Origin of the sequence: Sporosarcina sp. P2, from assembly GCF_002743255.1 — a bacterium.
Taxonomy (GTDB): domain Bacteria; phylum Bacillota; class Bacilli; order Bacillales_A; family Planococcaceae; genus Sporosarcina.
This window is the reverse complement of record NZ_PDYY01000003.1, coordinates 238485-258830: the sequence shown is the minus strand read 5'-3', so window position 1 is coordinate 258830 and position 20346 is coordinate 238485. Positions and strand designations below refer to the sequence as shown.

General features: G+C 40.7%; 21 protein-coding genes, 5 tRNA genes, 1 pseudogene and 1 riboswitch. Of the genes and pseudogenes, 4 read left to right on the top strand and 23 right to left on the bottom strand.

Features of this window, described 5'->3' with window-relative positions; all coding sequences use genetic code 11:
* Positions 1-7: 7 nt before the first annotated feature.
* The 9 genes from CSV67_RS05365 to CSV67_RS05325 all read right to left on the bottom strand — a co-directional run bounded on the left by CSV67_RS05365 (position 8) and on the right by CSV67_RS05325 (position 5128).
* Positions 8-643 (bottom strand): anti-sigma factor family protein, encoded by a 636-nt coding sequence (locus CSV67_RS05365; protein ID WP_099630571.1) that lies wholly within the window; start codon positions 641-643, stop codon positions 8-10.
* Between the two features lie 12 nt (positions 644-655).
* Positions 656-1219 (bottom strand): RNA polymerase sigma factor SigW, encoded by a 564-nt coding sequence (gene sigW, locus CSV67_RS05360; RefSeq protein ID WP_099630570.1) that lies wholly within the window; start codon positions 1217-1219, stop codon positions 656-658.
* A 181-nt stretch (positions 1220-1400) separates the two neighbouring features.
* Positions 1401-2306 carry an arginase gene (rocF, locus tag CSV67_RS05355; RefSeq protein WP_099630569.1) on the bottom strand — a complete coding sequence of 302 codons (906 nt, stop codon included), beginning with the start codon at positions 2304-2306 and terminating at the stop codon, positions 1401-1403.
* 45 nt (positions 2307-2351) lie between these two features.
* Complete coding sequence (locus tag CSV67_RS05350; protein ID WP_158232887.1) at positions 2352-4442, bottom strand: sensor domain-containing protein; 2091 nt, start codon at positions 4440-4442, stop codon at positions 2352-2354.
* 201 nt (positions 4443-4643) lie between these two features.
* Positions 4644-4718: transfer RNA gene (locus tag CSV67_RS05345), tRNA-Gln, on the bottom strand.
* A 39-nt stretch (positions 4719-4757) separates the two neighbouring features.
* Positions 4758-4842 (bottom strand) — tRNA-Tyr (locus CSV67_RS05340).
* Between the two features lie 39 nt (positions 4843-4881).
* Positions 4882-4956, bottom strand: a tRNA-Glu gene (locus CSV67_RS05335).
* 13 nt (positions 4957-4969) lie between these two features.
* Positions 4970-5045: transfer RNA gene (locus tag CSV67_RS05330), tRNA-Thr, on the bottom strand.
* A gap of 8 nt (positions 5046-5053) precedes the next feature.
* Positions 5054-5128 (bottom strand) — tRNA-Asn (locus tag CSV67_RS05325).
* A 173-nt stretch (positions 5129-5301) separates the two neighbouring features.
* On the opposite strand from CSV67_RS05325, the gene CSV67_RS05320 reads away from it, so the two are divergent.
* Positions 5302-5967, top strand: coding sequence for a polysaccharide deacetylase family protein (locus CSV67_RS05320; RefSeq protein ID WP_099630567.1), 666 nt, complete (start codon positions 5302-5304; stop codon positions 5965-5967).
* Positions 5968-5992: 25 nt separating this feature from the next.
* On the opposite strand, the gene CSV67_RS05315 is transcribed toward CSV67_RS05320, so the two are convergent.
* Positions 5993-6682 (bottom strand): KinB-signaling pathway activation protein, encoded by a 690-nt coding sequence (locus tag CSV67_RS05315; RefSeq protein WP_099630566.1) that lies wholly within the window; start codon positions 6680-6682, stop codon positions 5993-5995.
* Positions 6683-6820: 138 nt separating this feature from the next.
* On the opposite strand from CSV67_RS05315, the gene gerD reads away from it, so the two are divergent.
* Positions 6821-7408, top strand: a complete 588-nt coding sequence (gene gerD, locus CSV67_RS05310) for a spore germination lipoprotein GerD (protein WP_099630565.1) — start codon at positions 6821-6823, stop codon at positions 7406-7408.
* A gap of 22 nt (positions 7409-7430) precedes the next feature.
* Here gerD and CSV67_RS05305 read toward each other — a convergent pair whose 3' ends face one another.
* The 4 genes from CSV67_RS05305 to CSV67_RS05290 form a co-directional block, all read right to left on the bottom strand.
* The gene (locus CSV67_RS05305) at positions 7431-8489 is read right to left on the bottom strand and encodes an Mrp/NBP35 family ATP-binding protein (RefSeq protein ID WP_099630564.1); all 1059 of its coding nucleotides are present in this window, start codon (positions 8487-8489) and stop codon (positions 7431-7433) included.
* Between the two features lie 76 nt (positions 8490-8565).
* Entirely contained in the window at positions 8566-9279 is a 714-nt protein-coding gene (locus CSV67_RS05300; RefSeq protein ID WP_099630563.1) for an N-acetylmuramoyl-L-alanine amidase, read from the bottom strand.
* Positions 9280-9669: 390 nt separating this feature from the next.
* Entirely contained in the window at positions 9670-9972 is a 303-nt protein-coding gene (locus CSV67_RS05295) for a rhodanese-like domain-containing protein (protein ID WP_099630562.1), read from the bottom strand.
* Positions 9973-10050: 78 nt separating this feature from the next.
* The gene (locus CSV67_RS05290) at positions 10051-10641 is read right to left on the bottom strand and encodes a hypothetical protein (RefSeq protein WP_158232886.1); all 591 of its coding nucleotides are present in this window, start codon (positions 10639-10641) and stop codon (positions 10051-10053) included.
* A gap of 155 nt (positions 10642-10796) precedes the next feature.
* On the opposite strand from CSV67_RS05290, the gene hpaB reads away from it, so the two are divergent.
* Both hpaB and CSV67_RS05280 read left to right on the top strand, forming a co-directional pair.
* Positions 10797-12236: a 4-hydroxyphenylacetate 3-monooxygenase, oxygenase component gene (hpaB, locus tag CSV67_RS05285; protein WP_099630560.1), complete on the top strand. Its 1440-nt coding sequence runs from the start codon at positions 10797-10799 to the stop codon at positions 12234-12236.
* A gap of 172 nt (positions 12237-12408) precedes the next feature.
* A pseudogene (locus CSV67_RS05280) lies at positions 12409-13080 on the top strand (nitric oxide synthase oxygenase); the annotation flags it as partial.
* 43 nt (positions 13081-13123) lie between these two features.
* On the opposite strand, the gene CSV67_RS05275 reads toward CSV67_RS05280, so the two are convergent.
* The 9 genes from CSV67_RS05275 to CSV67_RS05235 all read right to left on the bottom strand — a co-directional run bounded on the left by CSV67_RS05275 (position 13124) and on the right by CSV67_RS05235 (position 20325).
* Positions 13124-13528, bottom strand: a complete 405-nt coding sequence (locus tag CSV67_RS05275; RefSeq protein ID WP_233192560.1) for a DUF3889 domain-containing protein — start codon at positions 13526-13528, stop codon at positions 13124-13126.
* Between the two features lie 27 nt (positions 13529-13555).
* Positions 13556-14251 (bottom strand): thiaminase II, encoded by a 696-nt coding sequence (gene tenA, locus CSV67_RS05270; protein WP_099630558.1) that lies wholly within the window; start codon positions 14249-14251, stop codon positions 13556-13558.
* A gap of 90 nt (positions 14252-14341) precedes the next feature.
* Positions 14342-14443: riboswitch (TPP riboswitch) on the bottom strand.
* Positions 14444-14607: 164 nt separating this feature from the next.
* On the bottom strand, positions 14608-15045 hold the full coding sequence (locus CSV67_RS05265) for a YheE family protein (protein ID WP_233189500.1): 438 nt from the start codon (positions 15043-15045) through the stop codon (positions 14608-14610).
* A 621-nt stretch (positions 15046-15666) separates the two neighbouring features.
* Entirely contained in the window at positions 15667-16491 is an 825-nt protein-coding gene (locus CSV67_RS05260) for an urease accessory protein UreD (RefSeq protein ID WP_099630556.1), read from the bottom strand.
* A complete protein-coding gene (gene ureG / locus CSV67_RS05255) occupies positions 16484-17104 on the bottom strand; it encodes an urease accessory protein UreG (protein ID WP_099630555.1) in 621 nt (206 codons plus the stop codon). The genes CSV67_RS05260 and ureG overlap by 8 nt, the downstream gene beginning before the upstream one ends.
* A gap of 37 nt (positions 17105-17141) precedes the next feature.
* Positions 17142-17828: an urease accessory protein UreF gene (locus CSV67_RS05250; RefSeq protein ID WP_099630599.1), complete on the bottom strand. Its 687-nt coding sequence runs from the start codon at positions 17826-17828 to the stop codon at positions 17142-17144.
* The gene (gene ureE, locus CSV67_RS05245; RefSeq protein ID WP_099630554.1) at positions 17821-18276 is read right to left on the bottom strand and encodes an urease accessory protein UreE; all 456 of its coding nucleotides are present in this window, start codon (positions 18274-18276) and stop codon (positions 17821-17823) included. The genes CSV67_RS05250 and ureE overlap by 8 nt, the downstream gene beginning before the upstream one ends.
* Before the next feature lie 10 nt (positions 18277-18286).
* A complete protein-coding gene (gene ureC / locus CSV67_RS05240; RefSeq protein ID WP_099630553.1) occupies positions 18287-20005 on the bottom strand; it encodes an urease subunit alpha in 1719 nt (572 codons plus the stop codon).
* The gene (locus tag CSV67_RS05235; protein ID WP_099630552.1) at positions 20002-20325 is read right to left on the bottom strand and encodes an urease subunit beta; all 324 of its coding nucleotides are present in this window, start codon (positions 20323-20325) and stop codon (positions 20002-20004) included. Before CSV67_RS05235 ends, ureC begins: the two co-directional genes overlap by 4 nt.
* Positions 20326-20346: the final 21 nt, after the last annotated feature.

Genomic DNA, 20346 nt, shown 5'->3' with positions numbered 1-20346 from the left:
TATTTTATCATTCATTTTCAAGCTTTTGATCCTTCGATGCCGGGATAATTTCTTTTGCCATAGACTTCATCTTATACCATAACCAATCAAAGATCTCATTGATTTCTTCACTTGATCCAGTTATAACGGCTGTTGAAGCCATATACTTAGAGCCCCTAATGACTGTGACATTACCATCGACTTCTCCTTCAATTCGAAGGTCTCCATTTTTCACAACAAGATCTCCAACCACCGTTTTTCCTGCCGGTACCACAACCGTTTCCCCTTCAACTACTAAATTAGGCTGTTTCGTAAATGAAAACTGCTGCTCATTTTCAAAACTCGAGAAGAAAGATGTACTCATCAGCAATAAAAACATCGCGGCCGCCACTATAAACGGGTGTTGACGAAGCCACTTACTTGGACCTTTTTTAATTGTCTGTTTCGGCAATCTTGCAGTCACGCCATTGACAAATCCAGGGGGCGCTTCCACTGTATCTACACCCTTAAATAAAGTAACAGTTTGCCCTAGTTCCTCAAACGTTTCTCTGCACTCTTCACATATTTTCAAATGTTCGTTCATAACTTGTTCATCCTCAATGGTGATATCACCATCTAGAAACGCATGCATATAATGGACAACATGTTTAGGACATTTTCCCATGAATCTAACCTCCTACATACTCCCCATTTGTTGCCGAAGTGCTTCTCGCCCTCGATGTACTCGTGTTTTCACTGTACCAAGTGGCATCTCCAAAATGTCAGCAATTTCCTGCAACTGTAGGTCTTCCATATATCGTAAAATAATAATCGTGCGGTATTTATCGGGCAGCCTGTTTACTTCATATTGAATACGATCTTTCATTTCCATCTTTTCTACTTCTTCTTCCGGTAATTTTTGCACTGCTGCAATTTGTGAATACATATCCAAGCCTTCAGTTCCTGGAATTGTAGCATCCAAGTAGTAATCGGGTTTTTTCTTACGAATGCGATCAATACACAAATTGGTCGCAATGCGGTACAACCATGTAGAAAATTTCCGCTTTTGGTCATAGGTTTCCAAGTTTACATAAGCGCGCACAAAGGCTTCTTGCGCAATATCTTCTGCCTCTGCCGCGTTGTTTAACATTCGGTAGCACACTTGATATAGGCGGTGCTGAAAATGAATGACGATTTCCTCAAAAGCTTCCTGATTACCGTGTAAAACTTCTTTTACCCGTTTGTTAATTAATTCGTCCAATAGGCTTCACTCTCCGCTCTTATGCGGCTGTCCCTCTATATACGTTAGAAACTACATTTAGTTTCACTTTTTTCATTTAGTATGCTCATCTCTACTTTATCATTAATCTCGCCATCAGTGATAGTCATTTCCACAATAGAAAAAGTGATTAAAACCTGCAGGCTTTAATCACTTCAATAAATTATAGTAGTTTTTCACCAAATAATGATCCCATCAATCCGACTGCTACATCAGCCGTCTTATTGTACTCGTCAAGCACAGGATTTACCTCAACAAATTCCGCGGATGTAATGACATTTGCATCTTCCAGTAATTCCATAGCTAAATGACTTTCGCGGTATGTGATCCCTCCTGGCACAGGCGTTCCTACCCCCGGTGTATATAACGGATCCAAACCGTCCAAATCCAATGACAAATGAACACCATCTACTTGTCTTGAAGCAAAATATTCAAGTGTTTGTTGTATCACCGCTGACATTCCATAACGGTCAATTTCATGCATCGTAAATACTTTTACGCCTTTTTCTTTAATTATTTGTCTTTCACCAGGATCTACTGAGCGTGCTCCGATAATTACCACGTTTCGGGGATTGATTTTTGCTCCCTCACTATGCACATTCACCAATTGCTCATGCCCCAGTCCCATACTAACCGCGAGCGGCATACCGTGGATATTTCCTGACGGAGATGTTTCGCTTGTATTCATATCAGCATGCGCATCGTACCAAATAACGCCAAGGTTTTTATAGTGTTCTGCCAATCCTGCAAGTGTCCCTATTGCGATACTATGATCTCCACCAAGCACCAATGGAAACTTCTTGTTTTTTACAATAGCCGAAACTGTCGCGGCAAGCTTTTCAGCCGCTTCAGTCACTTCTGTTAAGTTCTTCAATCCTACTTCATTACACGATACATCATGAATAGGAGAAACAGAAATATTTCCTTCGTCCATTACGTGATGACCCAATGCCTGGAGACGATCTACTGCTCCTGCATATCGAATCGCGCTCGGTCCCATATCCACTCCACGTCGATTCTGACCTAAATCCACGGGTACCCCGATTAAAGAAATGTTTAATTTGCGCATGGCTAATCCTCCCACCTAATCTTCATATTTTCGACTAGAACGGTATTATCCTATTTTTTTCGCATCTTCTAGTGACATCGGTCGGCCGAAGTAATAGCCTTGTCCTTCGCGGCATCCTAAGTTGTAGAGCATTTTGGCCTGCTCTTGCAATTCTATTCCTTCTGCCACTACATTCAACCCTGCTGTATCGGCAAGAGTCACAATCGCTTTCACTATAGCCTGACTGTTTACATTTTCTAATATATCTCGTACAAATGATCTATCAATTTTCAACGTATCAGCTGGGAGTTCTTTAATATAACTGAATGTACTATAACCTGTGCCGAAGTCGTCAATGGCAACAGTAATCCCTTTGCTTCGAAGTCTTTGAATGGATTCTTTCATGCCTTCCGTATCCATAAATGAGCTTTCTGTCAATTCCAGCTCTAGCATCTCCGGCGGTACGCGAAATTCTTTAATAATATTCAAAACGGTGTCAATAAAGTCTTCTTCTCTCATTTGAACTGTTGAGACATTCACAGCAAACCGGCATCTAACACCTGCTGCGAGTTCTATTTGTGCGCGTTTACACACTTCCCGTAAAATCCATTCTCCAAGTGGTATGATGATTTTCGTTTCCTCAGCGAGTGGAATGAATTTATCAGGCGGAATCACGCCTAAATCAGGATGTTTCCAACGAACCAGTGCTTCTACGCCAGTCAACTCACCGGTATCCAGTAGTACTTTTGGCTGGTACTCAAGATAAAAATGTTGTTGTTGCACGCTTTTACGTAATTCATTTTCCAACAAAATTCGCTCTAATGACATCTTTGAAGTACCCGGCTTGTACATTTCCGTATCTCCGCCACCGTGTAACTTGACCTTACCTAATGCTAATGTAGCTTTAGTGACCAATTCGGAAGGCTGATTGGCGTGTTCAGGATAGATAGAAACACCGCAACTTATTGACAAGGTGTAGAATTGTTTTCCGACTTGAATAGGTTGTTCCAAAAAGATACGAATATCTTCCGCATGTTTATAGAACTCCTCTTCGTCTTTCAATCCGGATATAATGAATGCAAATTCATCACCCGCAATACGAGCTAATAGACTTTCAGGACCGGTCCTCTTTTTCAATCGTTCTCCAACCATTGCCAATAAATAGTCTCCCGCTTCATGCCCAAGTAAATCATTTGCATGGCGTAGACGATCAATATTTATATGTACGAGAGCAAATACTTGCTTGCGTGTACGCGCTCTTTCAAATGCTAGTGCCATCTGTTCTCTAAACGAATTTCGATTCATTAAGGAAGTTAGTTGATCATTGTAGACAAGATATTTGATTTTTTCGTCTGATTTCACACGTTCTGTGACATCTCGCATGACGACTAACAGTTTATCTTCATATTCAACTGTTTCTTTCACTTTATCAATTTTCGCTTCCATAATATGCAGACCCTTTTTACTATCTAAAAAAGAGTACTCTACATTTAATGCTTGGCGTTGATATCCCCCAAATTGTATAATTTTCTTTTTTACCTGTTGGCGATTTTCCTTACAGATATAGGAAAAGAAGGAATCGGAGTATAGTTCATCCACCGAATGTCCAAGAAGTTTCTGAAAAGAAGGAGAAACATAGTAAAAAGTCCCTTGTCGATCAATTATCGCAATATAGTCAGATGCATTGTCTGTAATAATTTCGTAAAGATCTGCATTTTTTCGTATTTCTAGTTCCATTTTCTTTCTCTCGGTAATATCATAACGAATTGCAATATATTGGTAAGGTTTTCCTTTATCATTTAAAAATGCAACGATCGTTGTGTCTACCCAATACGTTGATCCATCCTTCGCACGATTACATATATCGCCACGCCAAGTATTGCCCGCCCCAATCGTTGACCACATGTCTTTAAAAAATGCTGCATCATGGTGACCTGAGTTTACAATACGTTGATTAGCACCAATTAATTCTCTTCTCGAGTATTTTGAAATTTTTTCAAAGTGTTCATTTGCATATTGGATCGTTCCTTTTGAGTCAGTAATTGCGACAATGGCAGCCTGTTCTAGTGTATAGGCAATATCACTAAGAACCTTTTGTAATTCCTTTTCACTACTAGACTTCACAAATGTATCCATACCGTTTAAAAATTCTTGCATTGCTATATCACAATCCCTATATCTGGTTATTTTTTCATTACTTATAGAAGATAAATTACCTATACATGTTACCATTTATTATACATGATAATTCCAATTATTCTATATGATTAAGTAATTGGACGAAAAAAAACCCTTTATCATTTTAAAATAATAAGGATTCGACATATTTACTATTAAATTGTAAGTGCATGGGTACAATGGCTGGGGTAGCTGGATTCGAACCAACGAGTGACGGAGTCAAAGTCCGTTGCCTTACCGCTTGGCTATACCCCAATGTATAGCTGACTATATTTGTCTTAAGGTAAAAAAACATGGTGGTGGGGGACGGATTCGAACCGCCGAACCCGGAGGGAGCGGATTTACAGTCCGCCGCGTTTAGCCACTTCGCTACCCCACCGTGTTAAATTTTTGCTAAGCTTTGCTTTAAATAAGTAAATGGTGACCCCTACGGGATTCGAACCCGTGATACCGCCGTGAAAGGGCGGTGTCTTAACCGCTTGACCAAGGGGCCATGAAAATGTTCATGGAGCTTCCAGCCGGACTCGAACCGGCGACTTCTTCCTTACCATGGAAGCACTCTACCTGCTGAGCTATGGAAGCATAAAAAATGGCTCCGCAGGTAAGACTCGAACTTACGACCGATCGGTTAACAGCCGATTGCTCTACCACTGAGCTACTGCGGAATAATAATATATTTAGTACGCCTGACGACAAAAACCATTATAGCATGATTGCTGACTCTGTGCAACAAATACTTTTGAATCACTCAAGCTTTTTTAATTATAGTGGTCATAGTCATAGACGTCAAGGGTTTTTCATATAATAGTTTAGATTTCACATAATGAAGGAGATTGGCATGATAAAAAAACTTCTCTTCCTTTTTGTATTAACTGCAATATTCCTAGCTGTTATTCCCCAATTGACCAAGCCTTCTTCAACTTTGAAGGCAGTTTTCCGATTGACTGAACAACCTGCAGTAATAGTGAAAGGTACACAAGGTTCAGCATTGACCATTAATATTTCATTTGGTGAAAAAGAAGTGGAGGAACTTCTTGAAAATTTATCGCAGCCCTATCCTTTATTGTTTATTGATAGTGACTGGGCTTCACGCTTCCCCCACATTACAGAACAGATTAAACAGCGATCTTTGCCTGTCGCATTACTTGGTACCGAGGGTCAACAGTATGAAAGCAATCCCGGGCTTTTAAGCAAACAGCTTCAAACGTTTGAAGAGTTGTTTAACACGCGCCCTCTTTGGTTCCGTACGACAGATGAAGAATTCCCCTTGGCACTACTGCAAGAATTGAGTGAAGCGGAAATAAACGCCCTGGGATCTACTATCCAGTGGTCTGGCGGCACACTACCGAAGGCTTCTAAGGGAGAAATCATTGTCGTTCCATACACTCTTAATGAACACGTCGCCACGGCAGATGTAAAACGACTACTTGCCAGTCGTACTTTTCAATCCGTAGAGGATCTATTATTTCGGACAACTGTAAAAACAAAGAAAATTCCACAATAAAAAACTGACAGGAGATTTTCTCCTATCAGTTTTTTTGGGATTTCTTTGCTTGTTTCTTCGTCTTTTTTCTTTCATTTCTGCGTTCATCTAGCTTTTCCTTATCAATATCGGATTGTTTATTGTATTTAGGCAATACTAGTAATTGATACGCATTCACTGCGAGTAGCGGAAATAAAAGAATTGTTACCCATTCATCTTTGTTACCAGATGTAACCATAAGTGCCGGCAACCATTCAAGCGTCGTGATAACAATCATGAAAAATAATGCAGAAATTAACGCATGTTTTTTCGTCCACTGTGCTTTGAAGTACGCTGTCACTACGGATACTGTAATCAAGGTAAACAGTAAGAAAATATACAGAACCGTACGACTCGTATCTGCTTTCGTTAATTGGAAACGGAAAAAGACTAAGTCAAACAGCACGACTACTATGATCAACAGTTGAACCCAGTTCCATAACGTCAGGGTACGGAACATATTCACGCCAAACTGATGAACGGTCAAATAGGCGAAGAAGCCCATTTGCGCCACTACACTCATCGTAAACCCTAAGAAAATCATCCATAAAAAGGCACCAAGAAATTGCCATATCTCGCCTGCCTGTAAGTATCCATAGAAAAAGTCCCAACGTACAATTAGACCGACAATCGCTGTAATCGCCCCACCAATTGCCATTGCGCGTAAGAAAAATTTAACCCAATTTCGTATTGTCACAGCACTGTTCCCCTTTTTATCATGTCTAACCTAGTGTATCAACGATCGACAAAAAAATCTATTTCATTGAACGATTCATGCATATTCCTTCTTATATTGTGAACAATAAATGAAAATACAAGTGGAAGGTTGAGTGGAATGAAAAAATTTGCAGTTCTTTTTCTATTCCTTCTATTCCTAACGGGTTGCAGCGGAACTCATCAATCAGCACCAAGCTATGATGAGATGAAAAAGATGATGACAGATGCAATCCAGACGGAAGACGGAAAAAAAGCACTTCGTAAATTGATGACCGATCCAGAGTTCAGGGAGTTATTAGTACTTGAACAACCAGAAGTCAAACAGAGCATTGAGAATGTATTGCTTTCTAAAGAAGGAGAACGTTTTTGGAAAACAGCTTTTGAAGATCCTAAATTTACTGAATCCATCGCAAAGAGCATGAAAAAACAACAAGCGGATATCATGAAAGATTTGATGGCAGACGCTTCTTTTCAAAAGGAATTGGAAAAATTTTTTGGTCAACCTGACATGATGAAACAAATGGAGAACATCGTGAATTCCGCAACGTTGAAGAAAGAGATGGAGAAGGCCATAGAAGATACAATTAATAGCCCTTTAATGCAAGCGAAGTGGCAAGAACTCATCATGAAGGCAGGTAAAGGTGCTGCGGAGGGATCTTCCAAGGATGGTGGTAAAGGACAAAAAACAGACGAAGAAGGAAAATAATTCTTTCTTCGTCTGTTACTTATTACTTTTTCGTTTTTTTGATTACTGTATCGGCAACGTCTAAATAGATTTTCCCTATCGGATGATCTTCCGCATAAACAGAAGGTGCAAAATCCGTTTCATTCCAGTCTGGTTGACCGAGAGGGATTTGGCCTAATAATTCTGTACGAAGTTCTTCAGAAAGACGAACACCGCCACCTTGACCAAAGACATACTCTTTCTCGCCTGTTGCTTCCGATGCGAACCAAGACATATTTTCAATCACACCGAGTAGTTCATGTTCAGTCTGTAATGCCATCGCTCCCGCACGTGCTGCAACGAATGCCGCAGTTGGGTGAGGAGTAGTCACAACGATTTCTTTGGATGCGGGAATCATTTGATGAATATCAAGCGCTACGTCACCTGTCCCTGGTGGTAAGTCGAGCAACAAGTAATCTAACTCGCCCCAGTCCACATCACGGAAGAATTGATCCAACACTTTTCCAAGCATAGGTCCACGCCATACAACTGGTGCGTTATCTTCAACAAAGAAACCCATCGAAATCACTTTTACGCCAAAACGTTCCACTGGCATGATACGATCTTCTCGAACTTCAGGCATAGCTGTAATCCCCATCATATCCGGCACACTGAATCCATAAATATCTGCATCGATCAAACCAACTTTTTTGCCACGTCTGGCCAAGGCTACTGCTAAGTTGACGGAGACAGTAGATTTCCCAACGCCGCCTTTACCAGATGCAATCGAAATAAATTCAATATTGGATACAGGGGATAAGATATCTTGTGCTTCCGCTTCCGTAACTGTACCACGGAATTGCTCTAATACTTCCTTAGGCAACTCTTCAAATCGTATGCCTACAGAGTCTGCTCCTGCATCTTTCAACACTTCAACTATTTTTGATTGTAGCGTCAATTGCTCTCCGGTATTCACTTTCGCAATCGCGACTTTAACACTGACGTGTTCTTTCTCAGGTTTAATGGTTACACCCACAATACCATTCGTTTCTGCCAATGTTTTATGTAAAAACGGATCTTCCAATGCGCCAATCAGTTCACGGACTTGTTGTTCATTAATCACATGTAACACTCCTTACTGAATTCATTCACTCCTTTTTAGTATATCATATTCCCTATTCACCCAACCGTCATATGCATTATTGCTCTTCAGCAAGTTGATATTTTACAATTCCATCTACAATCGCCGCTGCTATTTTTTTCTGATACGATTTATTTGCCAACAATTTTCTTTCTTCCGGATTGGATAGGAAGCCTGTTTCTACTAATACAGCTGGAACCGGTACTTTTTTCAACAAGTAGACTCCTGTGATTTTCATCGCTTCCCGTTCGGTATTTTTCAACTGATCACGCAGTTCAAATTGGATGGAAGTCGCTAGTTGCTTACCATCAGGATGGCCGCCCGGATGATAAAATACTTGCGCCCCTCTCCAACGTTCTTCTGGAATTGCGTTAACGTGTACGCTGATAAACATGTCCGGCTTTGATTCTACTGCCATGCTTTCACGTAGTTTCAAGTCTGCAAACTTTCTGCTTCTCAACGAAGTGAACGTCTCGGAGGGTGCATGTTCTGCAACTGCATCGCCGCTTTTCTCCCTAGTCATTTCAACAGTTGCTCCTTTTTTCTTCAATAGTTTACTTACTTCATGAGAAATGTTTAACGTAATATCTTTTTCAATGAGTTCACCTGCCGAAGCACCTCCGTCTTCCCCACCATGTCCAGGATCAATGAGAATGCTTACCCCACCGAGTTCTGAGGGCAGAAAAAAGCCACGATCGGATGCTTTGACGCCGTATAACACTCCACCTAATGAGAAAATGATTAGCATCACTGCCACAAGCCACTTTTTCATACAGACACCGCCTTTTTCTTTCACTATACGCTTGGTCTTTTCAGGTTATGTCTATCTAGTACATGACGGGAAGTTTAGAGTTGATAATTAATTGGATTAAGCTAAGCTACAGATTGGTATCTGCGAGGGCAAAGGCATCGTTACACTAAGCTTAGGAAGATTCACAGGACTTCAATCCGCTCTAGCTGATACCCACTTTCCTTATGCTTCTTTCCCTACATTAGAACTGTGAGATCTGTTAGCGAATGACGTTTTTTTGGAAATACAAGTAAAGCGATAAGCGTGTGTATACCCTGGAGTTAGCAAACATTACTCCGTACAGATGAAAGTGCGCACAAAAAAGCTGTCGTAAGAAGTTTTCACTTCTTACGACAGCTTTGGATTCGTATATTATTTTGTTTGACCTTCCCACGCTAGCATGCCGCCTACCATGTTTGTTACATCAAAGCCTTCGTCAGCCATAAGCTCTTGCGCACGACCGCTTCTGCCGCCTGAACGGCATACGAGAATGTAAGGTATTTCAGCATTCAAGTCATGCATTTCGACTGGCAGATTACCGAGGGCGATGTGTTCTGCGCCTGGAATCATACCTTCCGCTACCTCGTCATCCTCGCGTACATCGATGATATTCAATTCTTTACCACTTTCTAGTTGCTCTTGTACTTCTTTTGCAGTTAATTCTTTTAAAGTCATGAATGATATCCTCCCAAGTGTTTAATGTACCCTTATTCTATCTTGCTAGGTTGAGCATTGTCTATTTAAATGAACTAATTAGTATTGCTGTAATTCTTTCGTAGTATGTCCACGGTTTTCCCATAATCTAGTCGTATCCGCTACTGCGACAATCGCAGGAATATAGTGCTCGGATTCTTTAATAGGCAGCTCCAGACGGGATATAAATGAGGACAGTTCCATCATGAAGTCACCGCCACTTACTTGCAAATTATATACTAATTCTGAGACTTCTGCGTCTACATCCAATCGATCACCGAAATCCTCTTTTAACATATTTTTCACTAGTAATTGCTCGGGCGTTTCTTGTACATACTCCTCGTCAATGAAACACAATAATTCTTCTCTTCCAGGTATATAATACGGCTTTCTAGCTGCGTTTTGTCTTAGGTTGTCCTTCTCGGCTTCTTCGCTTGTCGCTTCAGCTACAAATTCGTTTGATTGAATATAGACGAAGCTCTCCTCTAGTTTCTCTTTCACTCGCTTAGTTTGCAATAATCTTTCCACTTCATCCAATGAAATCTTCTCTTCATTTTGATCATTGTAAATCTCCATTACTTTTTCAATAGGCACAATCCCATATAGATTTGTGCACGCCACAATATACTTCATTACCATTTCTTTATTCAATATACACACGCCTTTCGCTGATCTGGATACATTCCCTATGTACTCTTTCTGTATTGTATCAAAACTATTACCTATTGTTCTGCCTGAGAACATTTTGATCATCCTTGAAGGTTTCATAATATACTATACCAACTAGAAAATTCAGGAGGAATGGTATGGGTGCTATAAATGGCAACGAGTTTGTGCGTAGAATAAATGAGCAGGACGCGGAGATTTGGCTAGATGGACAGCAATTAAAAGGACCTATTTCTAAACATCCAGCCTTTAGAGGGCTTATTGAAACAAAGGCTTCTCTGTATAATTTACAATTATCACCTGCACATAAGGCTCTCATGACATACGCCTCACCAGTCACAAACGAGCCAATTGGACTTTCTTACTTACAACCGAAAACTAAAATGGATTTGCAGAAACGAAGAGTTATGACAGAAGAATGGGCAAGACTTTCCTGTGGCTTACTTGGTAGAAGTCCAGATTACCTCAATACTGTGATCATGAGCTTTGCCTCTTCTTCCCCTCACTTGCTCGGCAAAGAAAACTGTTTTCCAGAACATATTCAAGCGCTGTATGAACGTGCGCGAGAAGAAGATCTATCTTTTACTCACACCTTTATTACACCGCAGATCAACCGATCACAGAATGCCTTTAATACGTCAGATGAACCGATCTCCGCGAAGATTGTAGGCAAGACATCTGCAGGGCTCATCATTAAAGGAGCAAGGCTACTAGCCACACAGGGCGGCGTGACGGATGAAGTGTTGGTGTTCAGCACGCCTTCATTTCTTGGGGATCCTGATGAAGCTTTCGCCTTTTCCATTCCTTCCAGTACAGAAGGTTTACGTTTTCTTTGCAGGGAATCATTTGTAGGCGGGAATTCTACGTTTAATTACCCACTGAGTTCACGGTTTGAAGAGATGGATGCTATAGTTGTTTTCGATAATGTTCTCGTCCCGTGGAAGCGTGTATTCTTTCATCACAATAAGGAAGTAGCTTCAGAATTTTTCTCAATGAGTTCATTTCATCCATTTGCTACCCATCAAGTCATTACGAGACAGATCGTCAAGACGGAGTTCATATTAAATTTGGCAGAGCAACTCGTCCAAACGATTAATATAGCGGAATATCTCCACATTCAAGAGAAATTGTCTGAAATAATTATAGGGCTCGAAACGATGAAAGCCTTGCGAGATAAATCCGAAGCCGATGCATTACCCGATCAATGGGGTTATATGTGTCCAAGTGCGATACCACTTCAAATAGCTAGCAATATTTTCCCCAAAGTCTATCCGCGTTTTAGTGAAATCATTCAGCTAATTGGAGCGAGTGGGATGGTTGCGCTACCTACCGATAAGGATTTCCATTCGGCTATTCAACCTGATCTCACAAAGTACCTACAAGGTGCTACGAAAACCGCGTTAGAACGTGTACAACTATTTCGGTTGGCTTGGGATTTGACGATGAGTTCGTTCGGCACAAGACAAACGCAATATGAACGGTATTTCTTCGGTGATCCAGTTCGCTTATCAGGACATCTATACCGATCCTATCCAAAAGACGCAGGACAAGAAATGATACGCCGTTTACTCTCAGATTAAATGAAAAGTCAGTAATTTGCCGAAATTATGTCAGCTCATCGTATTTGCCAGATGCTACACCTTGTATATGGAGTTGATGATTATGGTGCTATCTGTAAATAGAATTGAGCTATTTCAAAAAGCAGTCCAGTTTATTCACAGTTGTTATGATGAACTAGGACTTTCACGAGAAGAACAAATCAACATTGGTAACTCTACATCCATTGAAATGACTAAGTTATGTGAAAGCCTTGGTTGGCAAGGAGCCAAAACACCTTTTGATGTACTACCGCTTGTCATTCAAGAGTATGGGAAATCTCCGCGGCTTTTTGAATTGCCAAAGTCGTTAGTAAAAGAAATACCTATCAGTCATCCCGAAATCAAAGGAATTTCTGAGTTGCATACAAAATGGTATGCTGTTCCGATCATTTCCAATATGCGTCTTGATATCGGTGGAATTGAACATCCCATGGCACCATTTAACGGCTGGTATATGGGTACGGAAATTGGAGCGCGTAATCTTGCAGATGCGGACCGTTATAATCTTTTGCCGTCTGTCGCCAAACTGATGGACCTTAACACGAAATCCAATCGATCTCTTTGGATAGACAAAGCACTTGTAGAGTTGAATATAGCCGTTCTACATTCCTACCAGCAAGAAGGCGTCACACTTGTTGATCATCATACCGCAGCTAAACAATTCAAATCGTTCGAAAAGAAAGAGCAAAGTGCAGGAAGAAAAGTGACAGGTAACTGGGTATGGCTCATTCCACCACTATCACCCGCCGCTACCCATGTCTATCACAAACGGTTTGCCAATGACATTATCACTCCCAATTTCTTTTATCAAAGAGATCCCGAATAAACCAACGCCCCTGCACCATGTTATATGGTCTAGGGGCATTGGCTTATTGAACAGGTATTTCTTGAAAATCGATGCGAATAAATTTACCTGTTTCAGCTGAATAGGTGACAGTCACTATTACACCGAATTCCCGCTCTTCCTCTTTTAACCAAAGCTGAAATTTCTCCACGCCCGTAACTTTTTTTGAGTCGGTTGCGATATGCAAATAATCCTTGATATCTGCATGAGGATATTTGAGCATCGTTTGTTTGATCGCAAGCCTTGACCATTTGGCGTATGCCGGTACTTCCACTTTACTAAGTGCAGCAGCTGACTCATCACTAGTACCCGACCCACTTGTCAATAAAACTCCAAGTGCCAAACCTATTTTTGCAAAGATGGCGCACACCTCCTTTAGGAATAGCATGCGCTGTTTATATCCATTCAATTCTAAATGAAATACATCCAACTTAAATAGTCGGACGTTTCTTTTATATTAATTTGTAATCATCTGTCCTTCATGCATACCAGGCCACATTTGCTTCGTGTAGGCCATGTCCCAGAACATATACTCATATCGAGTCGTATTAAGGAAGATCTCCTCTAACCTCACTAATTCTGATTCAGGCTTGCCTTCTGCAGTTTCGTCCATTAATTCTAAGCACCAAGTAGCCAACTCGCCAAAGTCTTCCGATGAATACATGCGAATCCAGTCACCATACAATGGATGTTCCAGCGCACCAGGCAATTCCGAAAGCTCTTTGCCGATCTCCCAGTAGCTCCACGCACACGGCAATAATGCAGCGACAACTTCCGCTAGAGAGCCGTTTTGACTTACATGTAGCATATAGTGCGTGTACGCTAGGACAATTGGAGACGGCTGAGCATTCTCGAGCTCTTCCTCGGTAATGCCAAAGCGTGCTGCATATTGACGGTGAAGTTCCATTTCAGTGTGTAGTGTACCGTTAAGCAATGCAGCAAATTTACCCATCGTCTCTACATCCGTAGCCTTCATCGTGCCCACAGCAAACACTTTCGCGTAGTCAATTAAATACAAATAGTCTTGCACCATATAAAAACGAAACTTCTCCTGATCCAACAGACCATTTCCAATCTCTTGGACAAACGGGTGACTATGATTCTGTCTCCAAATCGGTAATGTCTTCTCTAATAAACGTTCTGTAAACTTCATGTATACTCTCCCCTTTTTCGTGATAAATGAAAAAGCCACTTCTTGACAAGAAGTGGCGGAGAGACATCACAGAGCACAGAAATAAGCTAAGTAACATCTACACCACTTCCTTACGCCGGTATGAACCGGATCAAGTTAAAGGGTTAAAGCATATGCTTCTCTCAGCTCCACAGAGCACCCCTAGCGGTAACAACTATTTCATTTGTATATTCATTGTAGTCTTAACTTGTCAGAAAGGTCAAACGAATTGAGATTGCACGTAGCCTACATACAACACAGTGATTGGCAGAAGACCTTATGTTTGTCTCACTCAATCGAATACGTTTATTCGGCAGATTTCACGAAGTGTCAATTTGTTATTCTAGATGTTCTTTTAGCTTTTTCTCAACATCTTCTTCTATTTTTTTTACGCGCTCTTCTTCTAGTTTACGTCGTGGTTTAGGATGATACCATTCAATTTTGCCATTAATGAATGTACCTTTAAATTCTTCGCCTTGAATCTTCAATTTAAATGACTGAAGTGGTCGAGTTTGACTTCCGCTATTCGATTGTTCGATCTCAATATCATCCGCTTCACTTCGAATCCCTTGCTCTGATAGAAGTTCCAAAACTTTATCCTCTATGGCAATTACTTCTTCTTCGCCAACATCATGTTTGGGATGTGGATTAAGCCATTGGATTTTACCGTCATGATAGTCACCTTTATACTTACGACCTTCTAAGATGAGCTTAAACTGAATTCGCTCGTACTGCCTGTCTTCAAAAACTTTTTCTGCTTCAAAGTCATCTACCACAGGGAACACCTCCAAAAATAGTATAAAGCCTCTTTTTATAAAATGGCTCATCTTACGTTATCCATAACTACTAATTCAAGCCTTCTAGCCTGAAGTTTAATTACCCATCATTCCTGCTCACGTAAAAATCCTTTAAAAAAATTTAAACTCTAATATAACTTAGCAATAGGTTGTTGTCAAATCCATTAATATTCTACTATGCTTTATATCATTCGAATATATGGTCCAAACACCGTAAGTCGTAGCGAACTTACTTCCCGTACACTCTATTACATCTTCACTCACTACCAGGCGGAAGATCAACTTCACACATGTGTAACAACTTTATTGCAGCCTTTAATAATTACCGTGAATGTTGAACCAATACACGCAAAGACTGCTATACATTCTATTGACTTGACGGACATGGTTAATCCTACGAATGACACACCACGTATGTATAATAATACCCTAATTTTTGTGTTTCAATCATTTGAACAGTGACAAAGTTGTTTGAACAAACTGCAGAATATATACGGAATAATTTAGCCTTCTTTATTACTTTCCATGCATATTAATTTCTGCAGTAGTAGCATAACGGACAGAAAATGCCCAACAACTCATTGAATTGTCGGGCATTTTCTAGTACTTCCTTAAAAAACTTGGTTTCATTTGATCCCATTCTTCGCTAATTACGTGGTGGCAGACTGAAATAATTCGCTCTACGACTTGTGTATAGTTTGCCAAAATGCGTATAGTGAAGCCGGGAACGGCAAGCTTAGACAATCCGAATGCAAATTCTCCAGCCTCTTGTTGAAGAGTTTCATATAATCGATCCAATAGAGCATTATTCGTTTTTTCTCCAACGACAATTAAGGAACCCAAATGTGTGTATCCTTCCATAAAGCCTAACTCATTCATATTTTGTGACGCTGGATGAAGTTTTATATGGTCAAAGACAACAAGTTGACCTTCCATATAAATCTCGGTTTTCAAACGGAGCATGTCATAGCTGAATTTTTCTCCTTCCGGCGACCAGCCCGGAGTCAAAATTTCAGCATACAGCAAAGTTGCTCCTTTTTCCATGTATATACTATTTTTTTGATAGCAACTGGCATCTTTGTATGCAATAAGTGCATCCGGTAAGTACTCTAGATAACTATCCTTCTTCATACGAATGACTGTTTCTTGATAGACTTGCTCGGTCGGTGTTCTATATACTTTCGTCGCTGACTGGGTCGTCAACGTCAGCATCGCTCGTTCACCAAGCGTGACTTTCATTTGATACCGATCTCCATCTAAATAGCCACCGCCAGGATTCAATAAATAATAGCATGGATAACTATTTTTATTGAAATAGACGGGACGCATCACTTTAAATGCACCTTGAAAGTAAACGCTTTTCGCCACGGAGCGTCCTTGTCGGTTTTCCATGACAAGGTCAAGAACACCTGTCCATTCAGGCATCTTGTCCTAGTCCTTTTAACAAAGCGTGTTTTCTGACCCATTCAACCACTTCATCTAGTCCTTGATCATCTTTTAAATTGGTGAAAAAGAAAGGTTTATTTCCTCTAAATACTTTTGTGTCGGACTCCATTACCTCAAGTCTCGCCCCAACGTATGGTGCCAAATCTGTTTTATTAATAATAAACAAATCAGATTTAATCATTCCTTGTCCACCTTTGCGCGGGATTTTTTCACCTTGCGCTACGTCAATTATATATATGGAAAAGTCTACGAGTTCTGGACTGAAAGTAGCCGCTAGGTTATCACCGCCACTCTCTACAAAAATCAACTCGAGGTCGGAATGTTTTTCTTTCAATTCATTAATCGCAGCGAAATTCATCGAAGCATCTTCACGAATTGCCGTATGTGGACAGCCTCCTGTTTCCACGCCGACAATACGGTCTTCCGGAAGAATACCGTTCGCAACTAAAAATTTGGCATCTTCTTTCGTATATATATCATTGGTAATAACCGCCATACTCACTTCGCCATCTAACGCGCGTGTAATTTTTTCAACAAGCATGGTTTTTCCCGCACCAACTGGTCCACCGACACCTATTTTAATTGGTCCCATTCTAAGCACATCCTTATTATCAATTTCATTTCATTTATTACGAACTAAAAATACGTATCCCGACACGTTCATGTTGCATTTGTGAAAGCTCAAGGCCTGGCGATACAACGCCAAACTCTTCTTCGTCTAATTCCATTATTTTGTCTGTCGTTTGCTGAAGTTGTTGTTGAAAAGTGTAAATGATTTTCTGTCCAGCAGTTTGTCCAAGCGGGATTGCCCGTACAGCATTTTGCACAAGACTAACAACCGTCGAGTATAAGTAATATAAAACCGTTGTATTCTTTTCTACTTGAAGATGATGTCCGATCATCGTAAAAACAATGGCTGGATGGCCAAAAGCTTGTTTATCACGAATTTTTTGGGCGTAAGTAGTTAACACAGGTATTTTGTAAATGGCTTCTGCAATGTTTAACATTCTATCACCCATACGCTGTGTACCATCACGTGATTCGCGAGCAAGATTCTGTACAGTCAATATGCGGTCCAATTCCCAAACCTTATCCAGGTCATCGTTATCCAGTGCATCATATGAGAGTCTTACAGCCAAGCCGTCTGCATAAGCAAGCTGTTCATGCACATAGACATGTAACCACTCAGAAAATGTGTTAGCATCGGTGACCTTGTCTTTTTGAATATAGGTTTCTAACCCGAATGATTGACTAAAAGAGCCGATGGGAAAACTAGAATCGCATAGCTGTAACAAAGATAACGCATGATTAGTCATGACTATGCCCAATATGACGGAAAGCCTTTGCAACTTTTCGTTCTTCTCTCTTAAATGGAATATCCATTTCCTGTAGCAAATCCTCAACTAAATAATCATATTGCACAAGCATATCCTCGTCTTCAAATTGCGCAGGCAAATGACGATTTCCAAGTTGATGGGCAATCGTTCCCATTTCAAGCATTGTCCGCGGGCTAATAATAATTAAATCATCAGAAAGGACATCAACCAAAATAATATTCTTATCATCCATAAACAGAATGTCTCCCGCTTCCAAATCACGCGGAGTTTTTAATCGAATTCCAATTTCACGTCCGTGATCGGTTTCTACGCGTTGTATTCTCTTCATTAAATGTGCACTTTCTAAGTACACTTTCTCTTTATGACGGCTTTCATACTCACTTGGATCTAAATCCCTGATATTCATTACGATTTCTTCTACAATCATTTTTTTCACCTCAGAATAGGAAATAGCGTTGCCCCATTGGCACCTCGTCAACTGGGTCACATGTTATAAGCTTTCCATCGATTTTCACTTCGTACGTTTGTGGATCTACATCAATATGTGGTGTAGCTGTATTTAATTTCATATCTTTTTTCGTAAGACTCCGTATGTTACGGACAGGCAGTACTACTTTTTCAAGTCCAAGCTTCTCTTTTATTCCTTGATCATATGCAATCTGTGAAACAAATGTAATGGAACTTTGCGGCAATGCCTTTCCGAGTGTTGCGTACATCGGACGATAAATCATTGGTTGCGGTGTAGGAATCGTTGCATTTGCATCGCCCATTAAGCTAAATACCGCCATTCCACTTTTCAAAATCATCTCCGGTTTGACTCCGAAGAACTTCGGATCCCAAAGGACAAGATCGGCCATTTTACCAACTTCAATTGAACCGATATACTCAGATACCCCGTGAGCAATAGCAGGATTAATCGTATATTTAGCGACATAGCGTTTTACCCGATTATTATCCGAATACTCACTATCACCTTCCATCACGCCAAGTTGCTTTTTCATTTTATGGGCTACTTGCCACGTACGAAGAGCAACTTCACCGATACGGCCCATCGCCTGAGAATCGGAGCTCGTCATACTAAAGACACCTAAATCTTGTAAAATATCTTCCGCTGCAATCGTTTCGTTACGAATGCGTGAATCTGCGAATGCGATATCTTCTGGCACAGAAGGATTTAAGTTATGAGCGACCATCACCATATCCAAATGCTCATCAATCGTATTAATCGTATACGGCAATGTAGGGTTGGTAGAAGCCGGCAACACATTCATCATACCAGCCGATTTAATCAAATCCGGTGCGTGTCCGCCTCCCGCGCCTTCCGTATGATACATATGAATACCTCGACCATTAATCGCCTTGATCGTATCTTCAAAGAATCCTGATTCATTCAACGTATCCGCGTGAAGTGCGACTTGTACATCATATTCATCAGCAATTCGTAATGCATGATCAAGAACGGACGGTGTCGCGCCCCAATCTTCATGGACTTTCAAACCAATTGCCCCGGCAATTATTTGTTCTGCCAAGGGAGCTCCCGCTGCCGCATGTCCTTTACCTGTTAAACCAATATTGATTGGTTGTCCATCTAAAGCCTTCAGCATGGAGTGAAGATGCCAGGCACCCGGTGTGGCTGTCGTAGCCCTAGAACCATCTCCTGGTCCAGCTCCACCCCCGATTAGTGTGGTTGTCCCAGCTGTAAGTGCAACATCGACTTGTGCCGGATTAATGAAATGCACATGCGTATCAATTGCGCCGGCCGTAATGATTTTACCTTCCCCCGAAATCACTTCAGTGGAAGCTCCAATAATAATGTCTACTTTGTCTTGCACAAGCGGATTACCTGCTTTTCCGATACCCGAAATTTTACCGTCACGAATTGCTAGATCGGCTTTATATATCCCTGTATAGTCAAGAACGACGACATTCGTAATGACTGTATCAGGTACTCGTTCATCTTCTTCACGCGTAATAAGCGGATGTTGCCCCATTCCATCACGAATGACTTTTCCACCACCAAATACAACTTCTTCTCCATACTTTGTAAAATCTTTTTCAATTTGGATGAATAAATCTGTATCTGCTAATCGAACAGAGTCTCCTGTTGTCGGTCCGAACATTTGAGCATATTGCTCTCTATCCATGTTAAAACTCATTTCGTATTCCCGCCTTCCAATGGTCCGTCTACTTTATTATGAAATCCGTAAACTTCTCTTTCTCCAGCATAGTCAATTAGCTGCACTTCTTTTTCATCGCCCGGTTCAAAACGAACAGCAGCACCTGCAGGTATATTGAGACGTTTACCGTACGTTACTTCCCGATCAAATTTCAATGCAAGATTCACTTCATAAAAGTGGTAATGAGAGCCAATTTGGATAGGTCTATCGCCATGATTAATTACTTGTACATGTATACTTTCCGCGCCTTCATTACAAGTAATCGGTTCATCTTTTAAAATATATTCGCCTGGTATCATCGTTACGTCCCCTTTCTTTCA

Coding starts and splice junctions, on each gene's coding strand:
- CSV67_RS05320 (WP_099630567.1), top strand. CDS start 5,302: ATGATAAAAAAACTTCTCTTCCTTTTTGTATTAACTGCAATATTCCTA.
- CSV67_RS05365 (WP_099630571.1), bottom strand. CDS start 643: ATGGGAAAATGTCCTAAACATGTTGTCCATTATATGCATGCGTTTCTA.
- CSV67_RS05350 (WP_158232887.1), bottom strand. CDS start 4,442: ATGCAAGAATTTTTAAACGGTATGGATACATTTGTGAAGTCTAGTAGT.
- ureE (WP_099630554.1), bottom strand. CDS start 18,276: ATGATTGTAGAAGAAATCGTAATGAATATCAGGGATTTAGATCCAAGT.
- CSV67_RS05260 (WP_099630556.1), bottom strand. CDS start 16,491: ATGCCTGAATGGACAGGTGTTCTTGACCTTGTCATGGAAAACCGACAA.
- tenA (WP_099630558.1), bottom strand. CDS start 14,251: ATGAAGTTTACAGAACGTTTATTAGAGAAGACATTACCGATTTGGAGA.
- ureC (WP_099630553.1), bottom strand. CDS start 20,005: ATGAGTTTTAACATGGATAGAGAGCAATATGCTCAAATGTTCGGACCG.
- CSV67_RS05235 (WP_099630552.1), bottom strand. CDS start 20,325: ATGATACCAGGCGAATATATTTTAAAAGATGAACCGATTACTTGTAAT.
- gerD (WP_099630565.1), top strand. CDS start 6,821: ATGAAAAAATTTGCAGTTCTTTTTCTATTCCTTCTATTCCTAACGGGT.
- rocF (WP_099630569.1), bottom strand. CDS start 2,306: ATGCGCAAATTAAACATTTCTTTAATCGGGGTACCCGTGGATTTAGGT.
- CSV67_RS05250 (WP_099630599.1), bottom strand. CDS start 17,828: ATGACTAATCATGCGTTATCTTTGTTACAGCTATGCGATTCTAGTTTT.
- ureG (WP_099630555.1), bottom strand. CDS start 17,104: ATGGGACCAATTAAAATAGGTGTCGGTGGACCAGTTGGTGCGGGAAAA.
- CSV67_RS05300 (WP_099630563.1), bottom strand. CDS start 9,279: ATGAAAAAGTGGCTTGTGGCAGTGATGCTAATCATTTTCTCATTAGGT.
- hpaB (WP_099630560.1), top strand. CDS start 10,797: ATGGGTGCTATAAATGGCAACGAGTTTGTGCGTAGAATAAATGAGCAG.
- CSV67_RS05295 (WP_099630562.1), bottom strand. CDS start 9,972: ATGACTTTAAAAGAATTAACTGCAAAAGAAGTACAAGAGCAACTAGAA.